Annotated in this window: 14 protein-coding genes; 7 read left to right on the top strand and 7 right to left on the bottom strand. The window is 39.7% G+C overall.

The genetic code is table 11. The features are described 5' to 3' along the window. Positions 1-5: 5 nt before the first annotated feature. A complete protein-coding gene (locus KZZ04_RS15065; RefSeq protein ID WP_219423074.1) occupies positions 6-2,396 on the bottom strand; it encodes a TonB-dependent receptor in 2,391 nt (796 codons plus the stop codon). A 140-nt stretch (positions 2,397-2,536) separates the two neighbouring features. Further along, on the bottom strand, positions 2,537-2,923 hold the full coding sequence (locus tag KZZ04_RS15060) for a YkgJ family cysteine cluster protein (protein ID WP_138530158.1): 387 nt from the start codon (positions 2,921-2,923) through the stop codon (positions 2,537-2,539). A gap of 353 nt (positions 2,924-3,276) precedes the next feature. Between KZZ04_RS15060 and KZZ04_RS15055 the strand changes: the two genes are divergently transcribed. After that, complete coding sequence (locus KZZ04_RS15055; protein WP_058551899.1) at positions 3,277-3,705, top strand: tetratricopeptide repeat protein; 429 nt, start codon at positions 3,277-3,279, stop codon at positions 3,703-3,705. A 69-nt stretch (positions 3,706-3,774) separates the two neighbouring features. Further along, on the top strand, positions 3,775-4,374 hold the full coding sequence (locus KZZ04_RS15050) for a DUF1287 domain-containing protein (RefSeq protein ID WP_219423073.1): 600 nt from the start codon (positions 3,775-3,777) through the stop codon (positions 4,372-4,374). 27 nt (positions 4,375-4,401) lie between these two features. On the opposite strand, the gene yfaE is transcribed toward KZZ04_RS15050, so the two are convergent. The 5 genes from yfaE to ubiG all read right to left on the bottom strand — a co-directional run bounded on the left by yfaE (position 4,402) and on the right by ubiG (position 9,955). Next, positions 4,402-4,674: a class I ribonucleotide reductase maintenance protein YfaE gene (gene yfaE, locus KZZ04_RS15045; RefSeq protein WP_058403944.1), complete on the bottom strand. Its 273-nt coding sequence runs from the start codon at positions 4,672-4,674 to the stop codon at positions 4,402-4,404. Next, positions 4,674-5,804: a class Ia ribonucleoside-diphosphate reductase subunit beta gene (nrdB, locus tag KZZ04_RS15040; protein WP_006794448.1), complete on the bottom strand. Its 1,131-nt coding sequence runs from the start codon at positions 5,802-5,804 to the stop codon at positions 4,674-4,676. Before nrdB ends, yfaE begins: the two co-directional genes overlap by 1 nt. A 65-nt stretch (positions 5,805-5,869) precedes the next feature. Beyond that, positions 5,870-8,152 (bottom strand): class 1a ribonucleoside-diphosphate reductase subunit alpha, encoded by a 2,283-nt coding sequence (gene nrdA, locus KZZ04_RS15035; RefSeq protein WP_219423072.1) that lies wholly within the window; start codon positions 8,150-8,152, stop codon positions 5,870-5,872. A gap of 412 nt (positions 8,153-8,564) precedes the next feature. Continuing rightward, on the bottom strand, positions 8,565-9,245 hold the full coding sequence (locus KZZ04_RS15030; RefSeq protein ID WP_058403946.1) for an HAD family hydrolase: 681 nt from the start codon (positions 9,243-9,245) through the stop codon (positions 8,565-8,567). After that, the gene (gene ubiG / locus KZZ04_RS15025; protein WP_058403947.1) at positions 9,245-9,955 is read right to left on the bottom strand and encodes a bifunctional 2-polyprenyl-6-hydroxyphenol methylase/3-demethylubiquinol 3-O-methyltransferase UbiG; all 711 of its coding nucleotides are present in this window, start codon (positions 9,953-9,955) and stop codon (positions 9,245-9,247) included. Before ubiG ends, KZZ04_RS15030 begins: the two co-directional genes overlap by 1 nt. Positions 9,956-10,132: 177 nt before the next feature. On the opposite strand from ubiG, the gene gyrA reads away from it, so the two are divergent. The 5 genes from gyrA to rpsA all read left to right on the top strand — a co-directional run bounded on the left by gyrA (position 10,133) and on the right by rpsA (position 17,889). Beyond that, complete coding sequence (gyrA, locus tag KZZ04_RS15020; protein ID WP_219423071.1) at positions 10,133-12,832, top strand: DNA topoisomerase (ATP-hydrolyzing) subunit A; 2,700 nt, start codon at positions 10,133-10,135, stop codon at positions 12,830-12,832. 117 nt (positions 12,833-12,949) lie between these two features. Next, a complete protein-coding gene (serC, locus tag KZZ04_RS15015; protein WP_058403949.1) occupies positions 12,950-14,032 on the top strand; it encodes a 3-phosphoserine/phosphohydroxythreonine transaminase in 1,083 nt (360 codons plus the stop codon). Next, positions 14,032-15,309 (top strand): 3-phosphoshikimate 1-carboxyvinyltransferase, encoded by a 1,278-nt coding sequence (gene aroA / locus KZZ04_RS15010; RefSeq protein WP_058403950.1) that lies wholly within the window; start codon positions 14,032-14,034, stop codon positions 15,307-15,309. Before serC ends, aroA begins: the two co-directional genes overlap by 1 nt. 106 nt (positions 15,310-15,415) lie before the next feature. Further along, complete coding sequence (gene cmk / locus KZZ04_RS15005) at positions 15,416-16,126, top strand: (d)CMP kinase (RefSeq protein ID WP_138530164.1); 711 nt, start codon at positions 15,416-15,418, stop codon at positions 16,124-16,126. Positions 16,127-16,221: 95 nt separating this feature from the next. Then, the gene (rpsA, locus tag KZZ04_RS15000; RefSeq protein ID WP_006794164.1) at positions 16,222-17,889 is read left to right on the top strand and encodes a 30S ribosomal protein S1; all 1,668 of its coding nucleotides are present in this window, start codon (positions 16,222-16,224) and stop codon (positions 17,887-17,889) included. The last annotated feature ends 50 nt before the right edge of the window (positions 17,890-17,939 follow it).

The raw sequence follows: 17,939 nt of genomic DNA, 5'->3' as shown, positions 1-17,939 counted from the left end.
AGTGATTAAAAGTAGCCACGAACACCCAAGCGAATATTTCTACCTGGAAGAGGGGCTTTATCTTTGATAAATGAGGTATGAACAAACCCTAGTTCATCAGTTAGGTTATCAACATTTATATAAAGTTGAGCATCAACAGGACCTAAACCTAATTGGTAGTTAGCTTGAGCATCAAATAAAGTATAACCATCTGTTTGGCTTTCAAACGCAGTGATGTCATTCTGGTCGAAGTAATGAGTGCCGGTTAGCGTTAGTTGTAAGTTACCTAAATCATACTGTAACTCAGAGCCTAATTTGTTTGCTGGTATACGCGGAAGGTTCCCTTCATCGTTTTTAAGTTTAGCGCGAGTAGAGTCACCAAATACTTTAACCATGGCGTTTGGTGTCATCTGGTAGTGAGCATCAAACTCTATACCGTAAAGCTCAGCGTCTTTACTTCTAAATTGATAAACGGCTACTGCATCGTCGTGTGCACCAACTGCTGATTCTAAACCGTCTTCTTCATCGAAGACTAAGCCTGTATTTTCTTGAAAATAGAAATTTTTAATATCGTTATAGAAAAAGTTCACGGTGTAACCAAAAGCACCGCTAAAACGCCTAAAGCTAATGTCTAAGTTTGTTGAGGTTTCTTGTTTAATGTTCTCAGGCTCGAAATGCGCTTCATTATCCTCAATATGGTAACCTAAGCCCAGTTCATAAGTCCCCGTCGCAATGTGTAAGCCATTAGATAATAACTCTGCAGAAAGTGGGGCTCGCTCTGAGTGAGAAATACTTGTAGCAATACTATGTCCAGGTTTGTACTGCCAAATTGCACCAGCAGATAGACTTACATTGGTAAAGCTTTTGCTATAAGCAATAGATTCTTCATCGTGCTCTTCTTCTTCAACTTCCGCTTCATCATGGTCATGATGATGCTCAGCTAATGAAATATTACTGTCAATTTTGTAATCTTCAATGCGGGCACCCAGTTCTACTGTTACATCACCAAATACGCGTTCTTCTAATAAATAAAGGGCATGTGAAGTTGTTATACTTGCTGGTGTAAATGCTTCATCACCAATTGCGTCGTAGTCAGAGTCGCTGTAATGATAGCCCAGCATACCATGCCAATCAGCAAATTTATGTTCTACGTTTAAACGCGCTTCGGTAGTTTCGTTAGTGAACGTTGTGCCAATTTCACCATCTTCAATTTCACTGTGTGAGTAATCGGTATAACCAACACGCAGGTTTATTGTTTCTATCCAGTTGTTGTGAAGCGCATAGCTCACCAACCCTTGCCAGCGGTCTTGCTCTAGCTGTGCAAAAACAAGCTCTTCGCCTTCTTCTTCACCCTCATGTTCTGCATGTTCTTCTTCAGTTTCACCTTCGTGATCATGCTCATGGTGATGTTCATGTCCAGGTATTCCATAGTCGGTTTTTATACTACCGTAAGAAAATCCGACAGTAAGGTGCTCGCCAACGTAGCTTGTTCCAAAATTAAGTGTTTCACTGTCAATAAACGTGTTTTCTACTGAGTTTTCAGTTTCTACGTCGCCATCTTCGTCAGTTACTCTAAATGTAGGCGTTTCATAGTCATCGCCGCTGCGCTTAGTCCCATCAAAATGAAAGTTAAATCCGTCATTCCCTGTTTCTAGTTTTGCGGCCTCGGTATTTGAGTTAGAGACAGTGTCGTGGCTATATTCAGCTGCACCTGTAAAGTCATCAATGTTGTTTGTAGGAATACGATTATCAACCACATTTACAACTCCCCCAATAGCACCTGAGCCGTATAAAAGGGTACTTGGACCACGTAATACTTCAATTTGCTCAGCAGATAAGCTGTCGCTTGACATAGCGTGATCGGGCCCAATACGCGAAGCGTCACTGGCATCTAATCCATTTTGGGTGATTTTTACACGAGGGCCATCTAAACCCCGAATAATAGGGCTTGAAGATACAGGGCCAAAGTAACTGGCATTTACACCAGGTAAGCCTTTTAGTGTTTCTCCAAGTGTTGGTTTTGATTTATTTCTTAACTCATCACCAGAGAGAACACTTACTGGCGAAATCATTTCAAGGCTGCTTTTATGCAGGGCAGACGCATAAACCACAACGGTTTCTACAGATGTTGGTAAGAGTGAAACAGTGACATTGTTTGATGATTCAGTCACCGCTATTCTTGAATCTATGTAGTTGTCTTTACTAATATGAAGTTGGCTGTCAGCATCAATGTCTATTGAAAATTCACCAAGTTCATTGCTTTTAACAGTTTGATTTTTTCCATGAACATGAACGGAGGCATTTTTAATTGGGTTTTTTTTATCATCTAAGATTGTGCCAGTAACCGTAGCAGCTAACGCTGATTGCGTGCATAAAACAGAAAAAATTGCAGAAGAAATTAATGTTAACTTTGTCATGAGTAAATTATTTTGTGATTGCTTGTTGTGATATAATATAACAGTTCAAAATTAGCGGATCAACAATGTTATACTATAACTTATGATTTTGCGTTTAATTAACTAAAATTAGTGTTAAGTCACTGAGGTAAAATTGTGATTCATCTACTATCAATCATTAATACATTGAGTTTGTCTTGGGCACGTTTTTGATTTTTTAAATCGCTGGGCTCTATCATTTCACATTCATCGCGAATCATTTCGGCTATAAGGCTAGGGTATTGGCGACAATCTTCAGGTCGATCTAAGTAGATATTGCATATGAACTTATCTTTAGCGTTTTTGTCTTTTTTAGGCTCAATTGCTAAAAAAGGGCAGTCGCTTAGTTTATTACCTGTGTCGGGATCAAACCAAATTTGATTACCTTGTACATATTGATAAATTTCAGGATTAAATAGTGCCCACATTTCCACTTCTTCTGTTGAAACGTCGAGGTCACCACCACCATATTTGGTACAGCATTTGCCACATTGGTTACACGCTTTCATAGCCTATCTATCTTTATATTTTTTGATAGTTTTGAGTGTAACAGCCCATCTTCAAATTGTTTGAAATTATTATTTTTATTAATTTAAACATTTTATACTTATGGATGAGCAGTTGATAAATTTAATTCATGTGGTGTGCTTTAAAAATAAAAGTAATTAAGGTTATTTAAAAAGTGTGAATTTTTGTGACAGGGTAGAATTTTATAAACCACTTATACTTTAGTTATTATTTCGCATTTAAATTGTTTGCTGCACACTTTAATGTTGTATGATCGTCCTAAAGGCATATTTAATTAGCCATTTAAATCTATATTTTGCTATTTTAAGCATAAATACATTGAGGGTGATACGTAATGATGAATACAAAAGTATACAAAGCGGTACACGATTTGGCTGAAGAGTTAATGAATGCGGCAAATAAAAATGATCGTAAACGCTTTGAGTTACTTTTTTCTAAACTTAAAGCGATTTGTGAAGAAAACGAAAATACATCTAAAGATCACCCTGTTCAGTGGGAAACACTTGCTGATTTTACAGAAGAGTTAGAAGAAGCTATTACCACTTACGAAAAGGCGTTAGCAAAATCCATTGCTATTAATAATAAAGACCATATGTCGTCGGTTGCATTTTCTATGGCAACATTACAATTAGAACTTGGCCAAAAAGAAGAGGCTATAAAAAATCTTCAAAGTGCAAAAGTTAGTGCAAATAAAATTGAAGATAAAGAACTTAAAGCCGAAATACATGACCTGTTAGAATCACTGGTTGAAGAAGAAGGCTAATTGAAAGCGCAATTTAATTTTTGCATATAGAATTAATGGTCATGAAGGTAGCGTTTTAAAAGGAGAATTATGTTCAAACACGGTTTATATTTATTTACATTTTTACCCTTCTTTACGCTTGCTAACTCTTTCAATCAGCAAATAACCGCAGCGCTGATTGAAAGGACCACACATAATATTACGTATGACGGCAGTTATCATTCAATAAAATATCCCGGTGGTGATGTACCAAGTAATATTGGTGTTTGTACCGATGTTATTATTCGCGCTTACCGTCAATTGGGTGTTGATTTACAACAAAGAGTACATGAAGATATTCGAGCAAATTTTGCTAGATATCCGTCTCAGCGAATTTGGGGTCTAAAAAAGCCGGATAAAAATATTGACCACCGGCGCGTACCAAACCTTCAAGTATTTTTTAAGCATAATGGCATAGAATTGGCCATTTCTAGAAACTCACGTGATTATAAAGTTGGCGATATAGTTACTTGGAAGCTGCCTGGTAACTTACCTCACATAGGTATGGTTGTTACAGAAGCTTCAAACAGCGGTAAAAAAGCTCAAATTGTACATAATATAGGGCGCGGGCCAGAACTAAGCGAAATGCTATTTGATTATAAAATTACTGGTCACTATCGTTTTACTAATAAACACTATAATGATCAGTAAGGAATGTTACTGCTATAAAGGTATTTATTATTTTAGATTAATACGTATATCGCCGTTGGGTTTACTACAGCATAAAAGTATTTCACCATCGCGAACAAATGCGAGTGGTTCTTCGTTATATTGAACATTACCAGACACTAAGGTTGCTCGGCAAGCACCGCAGTAGCCTTCACGACATTGATAAGCAACATCTATTTTTTGAGATTCTAAGCAGTGTAAAAGAGAGGGGCAGCCAGGGCTATATTCAATGCGCTGGCTGTTTTCTGCAAGTGTTACACTTGCAGTCGTTTCATTGCTCATTATAAATCAAAGTCACCAAATTCAGCTGCATCAACTTGTGAGTCTATTTGACCTACAAGGTATGAACTGATTTCAGCTTCTTGTGGCGCAACTTGAACATTATCAGATACTAGCCATGAATTAATCCATGGAATAGGGTTACTGTTGTTTTCAAATTGAGCCGGTAAGCCAATAGCAGTCATACGTGCATTAGTAATGTATTCAACATACTGACATAAAATATGCTTGTTTAAACCAATCATTGACCCATCTTTGAATAGGTATTCTGCCCATTCTTTCTCTTGCTCAGCAGCTTGTACAAACATTTTAATTGCTTCGTCGCGACATTGGGCTGCAACAATTGCCATTTCTGGGTCGTCTTTACCATCTTGCATGATATTTAAAATATGCTGTGTGCCAGAAAGGTGAAGTGCCTCATCACGTGCAATTAGCTTGATAATTTTAGCATTACCTTCCATCAGTTCACGCTCAGCAAATGCAAACGAACACGCAAAGCTGACATAAAAACGAATTGCCTCAAGAATGTTTACCGACATCATCGCGAGGTAAAGTTTCTTTTTAAGTTCGAATAAATTAACAACCACTGTTTTACCATTAATTTCGTGCTTGCCTTCACCGTAAAGATTGTAAAGTGAAACAGAGTTAATTAAGTCATCGTAGTAAGTTGTTACTGCATCGGCGCGTTCGCTAATTTTATCGTTACTAACTATGTCATCAAAAATAAGTTCTGGTGATTGTGTTACGTTACGAATAATGTGGGTGTATGAACGGCTGTGAATTGTTTCACTAAATGCCCACGTTTCTATCCACGTTTCTAGCTCTGGAATAGACACAATAGGAAGCAAGGCAACGTTAGGAGAGCGACCTTGTACACTATCGAGTAATGTTTGGTATTTTAAATTACTTAAAAATATGTGTTTTTCATGCTCTGGTAGCGCCTGAAAATCTAAACGGTCTTTACTCACATCGACTTCTTCTGGTCGCCAAAAGAAAGACAATTGCTTTTCTATTAACTTTTCAAAAATAGGATATTTTTGTTGATCGTAACGCGATACGTTAACGGTCTGGCCAAAAAACATTGGCTCTTGCATTTGGTTATTATGATTACGACTAAAAGTAGTATAAGACATGTTTATCACTCAAAAAACTATCAGAACAAAGCGGGCTGTATGCCCGCTTAAGATAAAATTAACGACTATATTTTACACGCGCCGCCTGCACAATCGTCATCTTCCACTTCTGGAGTGTCGTCTTGTGCATCAGATGCGCCATCACGGGTATTATGGTAATACAAAGTTTTGACACCCAATTTGTAGGCGCTAAGTAAGTCTTTTAATAAGACTTTCATAGGTACTTTACCGCCTTCAAATTTATTTGGATCATAATTTGTGTTTGCAGAAATAGTTTGGTCTACAAATTTTTGCATGATACCCACAAGCTGTAGGTAACCATCATTAGAAGGAATGTCCCAAAGTAACTCGTAGTTGTCTTTTAAACGTTCGTACTCAGGTACAACTTGTTTTAAAATACCATCTTTGCTTGCTTTAACACTAATGTGACCACGTGGCGGCTCAATACCATTTGTCGCGTTTGAGATTTGCGATGACGTTTCTGATGGCATTAATGCACTGAGTGTAGAGTTACGCATACCGTGTTCTTGTATACTTTTACGCAATGCATCCCAATCAAGGTGCAGTGGCTCATCACAAATTTTATCTAAGTCTGTTTTATACGTATCTGTTGGCATAATACCTTGAGAGTACGTTGTTTCGTTAAATTTAGGACATGCACCACGTTCTTTTGCAAGTTCGTTTGACGCTTTCATCAAGTAGTACTGAATCGCTTCGAATGTTTTGTGTGTTAGTGCATTTGCACTGCCGTCTGAATAACGCTTACCATTTTTGGCTAAGTAGTAGGCGTAGTTAATTACGCCTATTCCTAACGTACGGCGTCCCATCGTTGCATTTTTAGCAGCAGGTACCGGGTAGTCTTGGAAATCGAGTAAATTATCGAGTGCACGCACTGCTAGTTCAGCAAGTTCTTCTAGTTCATCTAATGACTCAAGCGCACCAAGGTTAAATGCAGACAGTGTACATAATGCAATTTCGCCTTCTTCATCGTTAACGTTGTTAAGCGGTTTTGTCGGTAATGCAATTTCTAAACATAAGTTAGACTGACGTATTGGCGCTACTTTCGCTATAAACGGGCTGTGTGTATTACAGTGATCAACGTTTTGTAAGTATATTCGGCCAGTACTTGCACGCTCTTGTGCGAACACAGAGAACAACTCAATTGCTTTAATACGCTTTTTACGAATAGAGTCGTCTTGTTCGTATTTAACGTATAACGCATCAAATTCGTCTTGGTCTTCAAAAAACGCATCATAAAGACCCGGTACGTCTGATGGGCTAAATAACGTGATATAATCGTCTTTAATTAAACGAGAATACATTAATTTATTAAACTGTACGCCATAATCTAAGTGACGAACGCGGTTGTCATCAACACCACGGTTATTTTTAAGAACTAAAAGGTTTTCTACTTCTAAGTGCCATAGAGGATAGAATAAAGTTGCTGCGCCACCACGTACGCCACCTTGCGAACAACTTTTAACAGCTGTTTGAAAGTGCTTGTAAAAAGGAATACAGCCAGTGTGGTACGCTTCGCCGTTACGAATGTGGCTTCCTAATGCGCGAATGCGACCCGCATTAATACCTATACCAGCACGTTGAGAAACGTATTTTACTATAGCCGATGACGTAGCATTGATTGAATCTAGGCTATCGCCACATTCAATAAGCACACATGAGCTGAACTGGCGAGTTGGCGTGCGAACACCCGCCATGATTGGCGTAGGTAATGAAATTTTAAATAGCGATACCGCATCATAAAAGCGCTTTATATATGAAACACGTGTTTCTCGTGGGTAATCTGCAAATAAGCTTGCAGCGACTAAAATATATAAAAACTGCGCACTTTCATATATTTCACCCGTTACACGATTTTGAACTAGATATTTACCTTCTAATTGTTTAACTGCAGCGTAGCTAAAATTTAGATCACGAGAATGGTCTAGGTATTCGTTTAATTCATCAAATTCTTGTTCTGTGTAGTCAGCGAGTAAATGTGCGTCATAGCGCTTATCGCCAACCATTTTTGTTACATGGTCAAATAAACGCGGAGGCTCAAATTTACCATATGCTTTTTTACGTAAGTGGAATACAGCTAAACGTGCAGCAAGGTATTGGTAATCAGGTGATTCTTTAGAAATCTGATCGGCAGCCGCTTTAATAATCGTTTCGTGAATATCTTTAGTACGAATACCATCATAAAATTGAATATGTGACTTTAATTCAACCTGAGAAACCGAAACGTTATTTAAACCTTCGGCGGCCCATTCTATAACGCGATGGATCTTATCAAGATCAAGAGGCTCTTTGCGCCCGTCACGTTTGCTTACAGATAACTGTTGGTTCATAGCTTTGCCTGTATTCCTTGGGGATAATGTATTTTTGACCAATGTTGTACGTCTCAAAAAGAGAAGTAGTGCTCATTTTTTATAAGTTTTACCAAATCAGGTAAATTTAATTGAATAACATTTGGCCACAATATCTGGTGTTGTTCAATTTAGAGATCACAAGATAGTGTGGTCTGAGTTGATTTGCAAGGGGCATAATTGCCCCTATTTGTGGATAACGTTGGGATAACGTAATTGTGTTAGTAGGCATTAACCTTTGATCATTCATTTGAGTTGAAATTTTTAAAAATCAACTCAGGATCGACTAAATTTACACATTTTGAAAATAAATTTCGCCTGCTTTTTTTATCATCAAGCTTTGTGTATAAAGTGTCACAATCACAACATATAGTGTTTATATCTATAATTGGCACTATATATGGTTAAATGCGTCAATAGGGCTATACCAGTTAAAATCAGCTTTCCAAGTCAATGCTTCTGACTCACTTGGAATGTAACCCCACAAAGCAGTCGCTGTGGGCATACCTGCTGCTTTACCTGCCTGAATATCACGCTCAGCATCACCTATGTATAAACAGCGAGCTGGTATCACGTCCATGAGTTTAGCGCAATGAAGTAAAGGCATCGGAGAGGGTTTAGCTTCTTCAAGGGTGTCTCCGCTAATTATAACCGAAGCATTTTTTAAAGCGGGGATCGCAGCGACTAGCGGCTCGGTTAAAAAACCGGGCTTGTTTGTCATGATCCCCCATTTGATCTTTTTGTGATCAAGTGCAATGAGTAGTGGTTCAATACCGGCAAAACAGTGGGTATGCTTTGCAATGTTTTGTGCATAGTTATCGACCAGTTGCTTTATCAATTGTGATTGTGCAAGAGAGGGCCATAACTCTTTAAAGCCAGCTTCTAATAATGCTGCTGCACCATTAGACGCTGCTGGACGATATACCTCACTGGTTACTTCAGTAGTTTCATTTGCACGCAGTACACTATTAAGAGCAGCGCCTAAATCGTCAGCTGTGTCGAGTAACGTCCCGTCTAAATCAAACAAAAATGCATCATATTGATAAAGTGCTGAAGGTAACTGTCCGCTTTTCATTACACCAACTTCTCAAAATGAAGAATATAGTTAACACTAACATCACTATTGAGTGTGTACTGTTTAGAAAAGGGGTTATACGAGAGCCCTGAGCTTGCACGTACTTTTAAGCCCGCTTCTTCGGCCCATGAAATTAGTTGTGCAGGTTTTATAAACTTATTATGGTCGTGTGTTCCATCAGGAACCATTTTCAATAGTTTTTCAGCACCTACAATGGCAAACAAGTAGGCCTTAGGAGTTTTGTTAAGGGTAGAAAAAAAAACGTCAGCACCGGGTTTTGCAAGTTTAGCAACCGCTTGAATAATCGAAGCAGGGTCGGGGACGTGTTCGAGCATTTCCATACAGGTAACGACATCAAAGCGCTCAGGGTGCTCATCAGCAAATTGTTCAGCAGGTACTTTTATATATTCAACGGGTACATTTGTTTCTAAGCTGTGCAACTTGGCGACAGTTAAAGGCTCTTGCCCCATATCAATGCCTGTTACTTTGGCTCCCATACGTGCCATGCTTTGGCTTAAAATACCGCCACCGCAGCCCACATCGAGTGTTTCTTTGTCAAATAAGCCTTGAGCTTTATTTGCAATAAAATCTAGGCGTAACGGGTTAATTTCGTGTAAGGGTTTAAACTCACCCTCTAAATCCCACCAACGCTCTGCGATGGCTTCAAACTTTGCTATTTCTGCGTGATCTACATTTTGATGTTCGGTCATAAAATACTTCCTCGTCAATCTGAGGCCATTATATAGGCCTAAATTCATAAATCGCAAAGTTTTGCGCCTGTAAATTAAAATTAATTGTGATAGCATGTCCGTTAGTAATAATAACAATACTCTTTAAAACCCAATACCGGGTTATTAAGAGCTGCTACTGAAGGAATGTGATATCAAATGACTGATCTCGCCAATGAAATTCTGCCAGTCAATATTGAAGACGAGTTAAAAAACTCCTACTTAGATTACGCAATGAGTGTAATTGTAGGACGTGCATTACCAGACGTACGTGATGGCTTAAAGCCAGTTCATCGTCGCGTTTTGTTTGCAATGAACGAGCTTAGTAATGATTGGAACAAGCCTTACAAAAAATCGGCACGTGTTGTCGGTGACGTAATCGGTAAATACCACCCACACGGCGATAGCGCAGTTTATGACACGATAGTTCGTATGGCACAGCCATTCTCACTTCGTTATATGCTTGTTGATGGCCAAGGTAACTTCGGTTCAGTTGATGGTGATTCAGCTGCAGCAATGCGTTATACCGAAGTACGTATGGCTAAAATGTCACACGAGTTATTAGCCGATCTTGAAAAAGAAACGGTTGATTTCGTACCTAATTACGATGGCACAGAACAAATTCCTGATGTTTTACCAACTAAAGTACCTAATTTACTAGTAAATGGTTCTTCTGGTATTGCGGTAGGTATGGCAACAAATATACCACCCCATAACTTAACTGAAGTTATTAATGGCTGTTTAGCTCTTATTGTTAATCCTGATTTAACCATTATTGAATTAATGGATTACATCCCAGGCCCCGATTTCCCTACAGCCGCAATTATTAACGGTAAAAAAGGGATTGAACAAGCGTATCAAACCGGCCGTGGTAAAGTGTACATGCGTGCACGCGCCGATATTGAAACGGATGAGAAAACAGGTCGTGAAACAATTATTGTTCATGAAATCCCTTATCAAGTTAACAAAGCTCGTTTGATTGAAAAAATCGCTGAGCTAGTTAAAGATAAAAAGATTGAAGGGATCAGCGCATTACGTGATGAATCAGATAAAGACGGTATGCGTATCGTTATTGAGATTAAACGTGGTGACGTAGGTGAAGTTATTTTAAATAACCTATATGCGCAAACACAATTACAAACAGTGTTTGGCATGAACATGGTTGCGCTTATTAATAATCAGCCCAAGTGTTTTAATTTAAAAGAAATGCTTGAAGAGTTTATTATTCACCGCCGTGAAGTAGTAACTCGTCGTACAGTATTCGATTTACGTAAAGCGCGTGACCGTGCTCATATGCTAGAAGGTCTAGCAATTGCACTCGCCAACATTGACCCAATTATTGAACTTATTCGTAAGTCTCCTACACCGGCAGAAGCTAAAATAGCGTTAACTGCTCGCTCGTGGGAACTCGGTAATGTGAAAGCCATGCTTGAAAAAGCAGGTGAAGCTAACGTTGCTCGCCCAGATTGGTTGGCTGATGATTTAGGTATACGCGACGGCCAGTACTTCATTTCTGAGCAACAAGCTCAAGCGATTCTTGATTTACGCTTACACAAGCTAACAGGCCTTGAGCACGAAAAAATCTTAAGTGAATACCAAACACTGCTTGATTTGATTGCTGAACTGTTACACATATTGGCAAGTCCAGAGCGCTTAATGGAAGTAATTCGCGATGAATTAGTTGAAATTAAGGCGCAATACGGTGATGAACGTCGTACTGAAATTAATGCAGCTGCGCATGACATTAGCCTTGAAGACCTGATTACTGAGGAAAATGTTGTAGTGACACTTTCTCACGAGGGGTATGTTAAGTATCAGGCATTGTCTGATTACGAAGCGCAACGTCGTGGCGGGAAAGGCAAGTCTGCAACGAAGATGAAAGACGAAGATTTCATCGAGCGTTTATTAGTTGCAAACACGCACGATACTATTTTGTGCTTCTCTACAGCAGGCCGCTTATATTGGTTAAAAGTGTATCAATTACCACTTGCAAGCCGTGCAGCCCGCGGTAAGCCAATTGTAAACTTGTTACCGTTAGAAGCTGACGAACGTATTACTGCTATATTGCCAGTACGTGAGTACGAAGAAGATAAATACATCTTTATGGCAACTGCTTTTGGTACCGTTAAGAAGACACCATTAACAGCCTACAGCCGTCAGCGTGCTAGCGGTATTATTGCTGTTAACCTTAATGAAGGCGACAGCTTAATTGGTGTTGATATTACCGATGGTACGAACGAAATAATGCTGTTTACTGATGCGGGTAAGGTTGTTCGCTTTAAAGAAGCTGAAGAATCTGCTGTTGTAGATGAAAACGGTAACCCAGTACTTGACGAAGAAGGTAACCCTGAGATTCGTTTCAAAGGTGTTCGTCCAATGGGTAGAACGGCAACCGGTGTACGTGGTATTAAAATGACCGACGAACAACGTGTAGTATCGCTTATCGTACCAAAAACTGATGGTGCTATATTAACTGTAACTGAAAATGGTTATGGTAAACGAACTCAGCTTGAAGATTACCCATCTAAGAGTCGTGCAACACAGGGTGTTGTATCAATTAAGGTGAGTGAGCGTAATGGTGCTGTAGTAGGTGCTGTTCAAGTTGATGACAACGACGAAATAATGCTTATTTCAAACCGCGGAACGTTAGTGCGTACTCGTGTGAACGAAGTTTCAACGGTTGGACGTAACACACAAGGTGTTATTTTGATCAGAACTATTGACGAAGAGCAAGTAGTTGGTTTACAACGTATAGAAGAAATTGAAGTTACAGAAAGTGACTTAATTAATACTGAAGACGTTGAAACAGTAGATACAGTTATAGATGAAGTCGTGGATGACACTCCTCCTTCAGAATAATTGAGATTGAAAAAGCGGCCTTGGCCGCTTTTTTTAATGTTGTTGAAAAAAATTAATACAGCGTGGATTTAATATTTTCATGTTGAGTAGATAAATTACTGGAATGAGGCAAAGGTAATGAGTAAATATAATTTTTGTGCAGGGCCGGCTATGCTTCCGCAAGCGGTAATGCAAAAAGCACAAAAAGAATTCTTAGATTGGCAAGACATGGGCGTTTCTGTAATGGAAATTAGCCACCGCAGTAAAGAATTTCTAGCATTAACTGCAAAATGTGAAGCAAGCTTAAGACGCTTAATGAATATTAGTGATGAATTTGAAGTTCTATTTATGCATGGTGGTGGTCGAGGTCAATTTAGCGCAGTACCCCTTAATCTCCATCAAGCCGATAAAAAAGCGGTCTACTGTGAAAATGGAGTGTGGTCTAAAAGCGCTACAGACGAAGCTAATAAGTTTACTTCAACAATTAGTGTTGATGTACGCAACGATACAGATGGGCAATTTTCTATAAAAAACGTGGCTGACTGGGTGTTACCTGCAGATGCCTCATATATTCATTACTGTCCAAACGAAACCGTAGATGGCTTAGAAATTTTTGAGGTACCAAGTCATCCAACAGCTCCCATTGTTGCCGATATGTCTTCGACTATATTATCTCGTGAAATCGACGTTAATCAATTTGATTTAATTTACGCTGGTGCGCAAAAAAATATCGGTCCATCAGGTATCGCTATTGTTATTGTGCGCAAAACATTACTTGAGCGTGAAGGACTAGCAAAACCAGGTATTTTAGATTATGCCCTTGAAGCTAAACAGGGCAGTATGTTTAATACACCACCTACATTTGCATGGTACTTAGCTGCTGAGGTGTTTGAATGGTTAGAAGCACAAGGTGGTGTAAAGGCGATGGAAGCACACAACATCGCCAAAGCAGAACTTCTTTATAATTTTATTGATGAGTCTCCTTTTTATACCAATAAAGTAGCCAAGCATTGCCGCTCACGTATGAATGTACCATTTTGGCTTAATGATGAAAGCTTAAATGAAAAGTTTGTATCACAATCTAAAGAAGCTGGTTTATTGGCACTTGAAGGTCACAGAATAGTAGGTGGTATGCGTGCAAGTATTTATAATGCAATGCCACTTGAGGGCGTACAAGCGCTTGTTGATTTTATGGCAGCTTTTGCGAAGGAGAATAGCTAATGGAGCAACTTCGTTTAGAGCCTATATCCCGTGTTAATGGGACTGTGACATTGCCTGGGTCAAAAAGTTTATCTAATCGGATTTTACTACTGGCTGCTTTAGCGAACGGAACAACAGTTGTTGAGAACTTACTCGACAGTGATGATATTCGTCATATGTTGGGGGCCTTAGCACTTTTAGGTGTAACAGTTACACTTAATGATGACCGTACAGTTGCAACCGTGCACGGTGTCGGTGGAAAATTTAAAACACCTAATGAGCCATTGTTTTTAGGTAATGCGGGCACTGCATATCGCCCTTTAACAGCAGTGCTTGCGGCTGTAAGTGGTGAGTATGAATTAATTGGTGAAGCACGTATGGAAGAGCGCCCAATAGGGCATTTAGTAGACGCTCTTCAAGTGCTTGGCGGTGATATTACCTACACTAAGCACAAAGACTACCCGCCGCTGAAAATTGTTGGTGGACAAATTAATGGCGGTGAAGTTGAAATTGATGGCAGTATTTCAAGTCAATTTTTAACCGCTTTATTAATGGCTGCGCCTTTGTTCACGGGTGATACAAAAATTACAATTAAAGGCACTTTAGTTTCTAAGCCGTACATTGATATTACACTAGGCGTTATGGCGCGTTTTGGCATTATCGTTGAACATTCAGATTATTCAACATTTAAAGTCAAAGGCGGGCAGCAGTATCAATCACTTGAGCGTATTATGGTTGAAGGTGATGCTTCATCAGCTTCTTATTTTGTAGCCGCAGCAGCTATTGCTGGTGGTGAAATAGAAATTAAAGGTGTGGGCGCTAAATCAGTTCAAGGTGATATTGGCTTTGCAAAGGTGATGGAGCAAGTTGGTGCAAAAATCGATTGGTATGATGAGCGTTTAGTTGTTAGAAAAGGCGACTTAAAAGGGGTCGACATAGACGCCAATGCTATACCTGATGCTGCCATGACACTCGCCACTGTTGCACTGTTTGCTAAAGGTCCAACAGCTATTCGTAATATTTATAATTGGCGTGTAAAGGAGACTGATCGACTTTACGCCATGAGCACAGAGCTACGTAAAGTAGGTGCAGAAGTTGTTGAGGGTGAAGATTTTATTGAAATAACTCCCCCATCAACATTTAATGATGTCGCCATTGATACTTACGACGATCACCGTATTGCTATGTGTTTTGCAATGGTTGCAGTAGGCGGAAAGCCTATAACAATCAATGACCCTAAGTGTACCTATAAAACATTTCCTACGTTTTTCAATGTATTAGCATCGGTTAGTGAATAGGCTTTTTATAACTATTTATAAAAAGTTACACACTAATAGCAGATATATTTTAATAACTGGCGTATAATGCCGCGGATTATTTAGGTGTGCATTGCAGGAGGTTTAAATGCAGGCGTTATTAATGCCCGTGATCACCGTTGATGGCCCAAGTGGTTCTGGTAAAGGAACTGTTTGTCGTTTGTTAGCCGATAAGTTGGGTTGGGATGTATTGGATAGTGGTGCAATTTACCGCGTTTTGTCCCTTGCAGCACTTCACCATCAAATCGCACTAGACAACGAAGAGGCACTTGTACCGCTGGCTGCAAATTTAGATGTGCAGTTTTTGGTGGATAGCCAGACTAATGCTGGAAAAGTTATTTTAGAGGGAGAGGATGTTACGACCACTATTCGTAATGAAGAAGTGGGCGCAGCTGCATCAAAGGTAGCTGCACTTCCTCGCGTTCGTGAAGCGCTATTGCGCCGTCAACGCGCTTTTAGAACCGAAAATGGTTTAATAGCAGACGGCCGTGATATGGGAACTGTTGTGTTCCCAGATGCGCCATTAAAGATCTATTTAACAGCGAGCGCACAAGAGCGTGCTCGTAGACGCTTTGTTGAGTTGAATGAGCGTGGGCTTGATGTTACACTAAGTGGTCTATTAGAGGACATTCAAGCTCGTGATGACCGTGATATGAATCGCGCCGTTGCGCCGCTTGTTCCTGCAGAAGATGCAATTGAACTCGATACTAGCGAGCTAAATGCACAGCAAGTATTTGATAAGGTTATGACTTTATTGGATGCAGCTATTTCTGAGGGAAAACTTCCTAAACGAAGTTAAACACATTTTATGCACCAGCAGGATGCCAGTGCTATTTTAACAACCCCATGCAGCATGGTTGCTTATTGGTATTAATATATGAGACGTATATTCGTATGTCAGAAAATTTTGCGCAGTTATTTGAAGAAAGCTTAAAGGGTTTTGAAGCAGAGCAAGGCTCTATCGTTAAAGGTACAGTAATCTCAATCGAGAACAACATTGTACTTGTAGATGCTGGTCTTAAATCAGAAAGTGCTATCCCTGCAGAGCAGTTCAAAAATGCTGCTGGTGAACTAGAAGTTGCTGTTGGCGACGAAGTAGATGTTGCACTAGATGCAATCGAAGACGGTTTCGGTGAAACTATCCTTTCTCGTGAGAAAGCGAAGCGTCACGAAGCGTGGATCCGTCTTGAGAAAGCATGTGAAGAGCAAGAGACTGTTACTGGTGTTATCAACGGTAAAGTTAAAGGCGGTTTCACTGTTGAAGTTGATTCAATCCGTGCTTTCCTACCTGGTTCACTTGTTGATGTTCGTCCAGTACGTGACACAACTCACCTTGAAGGCAAAGAGCTTGAATTTAAAGTAATCAAGCTTGACCAAAAACGTAACAACGTTGTTGTTTCACGTCGTGCAGTTATCGAATCAGAAAACTCACAAGAACGTGAAGAGCTTCTTGCTAACCTTGTTGAAGGCCAAGAAGTTAAAGGTATCGTTAAGAACCTTACTGACTACGGTGCATTCGTTGACCTTGGTGGTGTTGATGGTCTACTACATATCACTGACATGGCGTGGAAGCGTGTTAAGCACCCTTCAGAAATTGTTAATGTTGGCGACGAAATCGCAGTTAAAGTTCTTAAATTCGACAAAGATAAAACTCGTGTATCTCTAGGTCTTAAACAACTTGGTGAAGATCCATGGGCAGCTATCGCTGGTCGTTACCCAGAAGGTTCTAAACTTTCTGGTCGTGTAACTAACCTTACTGACTACGGTTGCTTCGTAGAAATCGAAGAAGGCGTTGAAGGTCTAGTACACGTTTCTGAAATGGATTGGACTAACAAGAACATCCATCCTTCAAAAGTTGTTTCACTAGGTGATACAGTTGAAGTTATGGTTCTTGAAATCGACGAAGAACGTCGTCGTATTTCTCTAGGTCTTAAGCAATGTATTGCTAATCCTTGGCAGGAATTTGCTCGTCTACAAAACAAAGGCGATCAAGTTACTGGTAAGATCAAATCAATCACTGACTTCGGTATCTTTATCGGTCTTGACGGTGGTATTGACGGTCTTGTACACCTTTCAGACATTTCTTGGAATACACCTGGCGAAGAAGCTGTGCGTGAATTCAAGAAAGGCGACGAAATCACTGCTATCGTATTGCAAGTTGACCCAGAGCGTGAACGTATCTCTCTAGGTGTTAAACAAATCGAAGCTGACCCATTCAATAACTACCTTGATGCAAACAAAAAAGGTGCTATTGTTAAAGGTAAAGTGACTGAAGTTGATGCGAAAGGCGCAACTGTTGAACTTATCGAAGGCGTTGAAGGTTACATTCGTGTAGCTGATATTGCTCAAGAGCGCGTTGAAGATGCAACTACTGTTGTTTCTGTTGGCGACGAAGTTGAAGTTAAATATGTTGGTGTTGATCGTAAGAACCGCACTTTAAGCTTATCTGTTAAAGCTCTTTTCGAAGCTGAAGAGAAAGAAGTACTAGAGAAGCTTAAGAAAGAAGAGCCAGTGTTTGAAAACGCAATGGCAGCTGCTTTCGCAAATGCACAAAAAGACTAATTTATAATTAGTTTTTAGTTGGGAGGGCAATTATTGCCCTTCCTATATCT

The organism is Pseudoalteromonas sp. CR1 (assembly GCF_019392235.1).
GTDB lineage: Bacteria > Pseudomonadota > Gammaproteobacteria > Enterobacterales > Alteromonadaceae > Pseudoalteromonas.
This window is presented reverse-complemented; position numbering and strand designations above follow the sequence as displayed.

What these genes read in the sequence shown, in the direction of transcription:
- KZZ04_RS15065 (WP_219423074.1), bottom strand. Translation starts at nt 2,396, where the DNA reads ATGACAAAGTTAACATTAATTTCTTCTGCAATTTTTTCTGTTTTATGC.
- KZZ04_RS15060 (WP_138530158.1), bottom strand. Translation starts at nt 2,923, where the DNA reads ATGAAAGCGTGTAACCAATGTGGCAAATGCTGTACCAAATATGGTGGT.
- KZZ04_RS15055 (WP_058551899.1), top strand. Translation starts at nt 3,277, where the DNA reads ATGATGAATACAAAAGTATACAAAGCGGTACACGATTTGGCTGAAGAG.
- KZZ04_RS15050 (WP_219423073.1), top strand. Translation starts at nt 3,775, where the DNA reads ATGTTCAAACACGGTTTATATTTATTTACATTTTTACCCTTCTTTACG.
- yfaE (WP_058403944.1), bottom strand. Translation starts at nt 4,674, where the DNA reads ATGAGCAATGAAACGACTGCAAGTGTAACACTTGCAGAAAACAGCCAG.
- nrdB (WP_006794448.1), bottom strand. Translation starts at nt 5,804, where the DNA reads ATGTCTTATACTACTTTTAGTCGTAATCATAATAACCAAATGCAAGAG.
- nrdA (WP_219423072.1), bottom strand. Translation starts at nt 8,152, where the DNA reads ATGAACCAACAGTTATCTGTAAGCAAACGTGACGGGCGCAAAGAGCCT.
- KZZ04_RS15030 (WP_058403946.1), bottom strand. Translation starts at nt 9,245, where the DNA reads ATGAAAAGCGGACAGTTACCTTCAGCACTTTATCAATATGATGCATTT.
- ubiG (WP_058403947.1), bottom strand. Translation starts at nt 9,955, where the DNA reads ATGACCGAACATCAAAATGTAGATCACGCAGAAATAGCAAAGTTTGAA.
- gyrA (WP_219423071.1), top strand. Translation starts at nt 10,133, where the DNA reads ATGACTGATCTCGCCAATGAAATTCTGCCAGTCAATATTGAAGACGAG.
- serC (WP_058403949.1), top strand. Translation starts at nt 12,950, where the DNA reads ATGAGTAAATATAATTTTTGTGCAGGGCCGGCTATGCTTCCGCAAGCG.
- aroA (WP_058403950.1), top strand. Translation starts at nt 14,032, where the DNA reads ATGGAGCAACTTCGTTTAGAGCCTATATCCCGTGTTAATGGGACTGTG.
- cmk (WP_138530164.1), top strand. Translation starts at nt 15,416, where the DNA reads ATGCAGGCGTTATTAATGCCCGTGATCACCGTTGATGGCCCAAGTGGT.
- rpsA (WP_006794164.1), top strand. Translation starts at nt 16,222, where the DNA reads ATGTCAGAAAATTTTGCGCAGTTATTTGAAGAAAGCTTAAAGGGTTTT.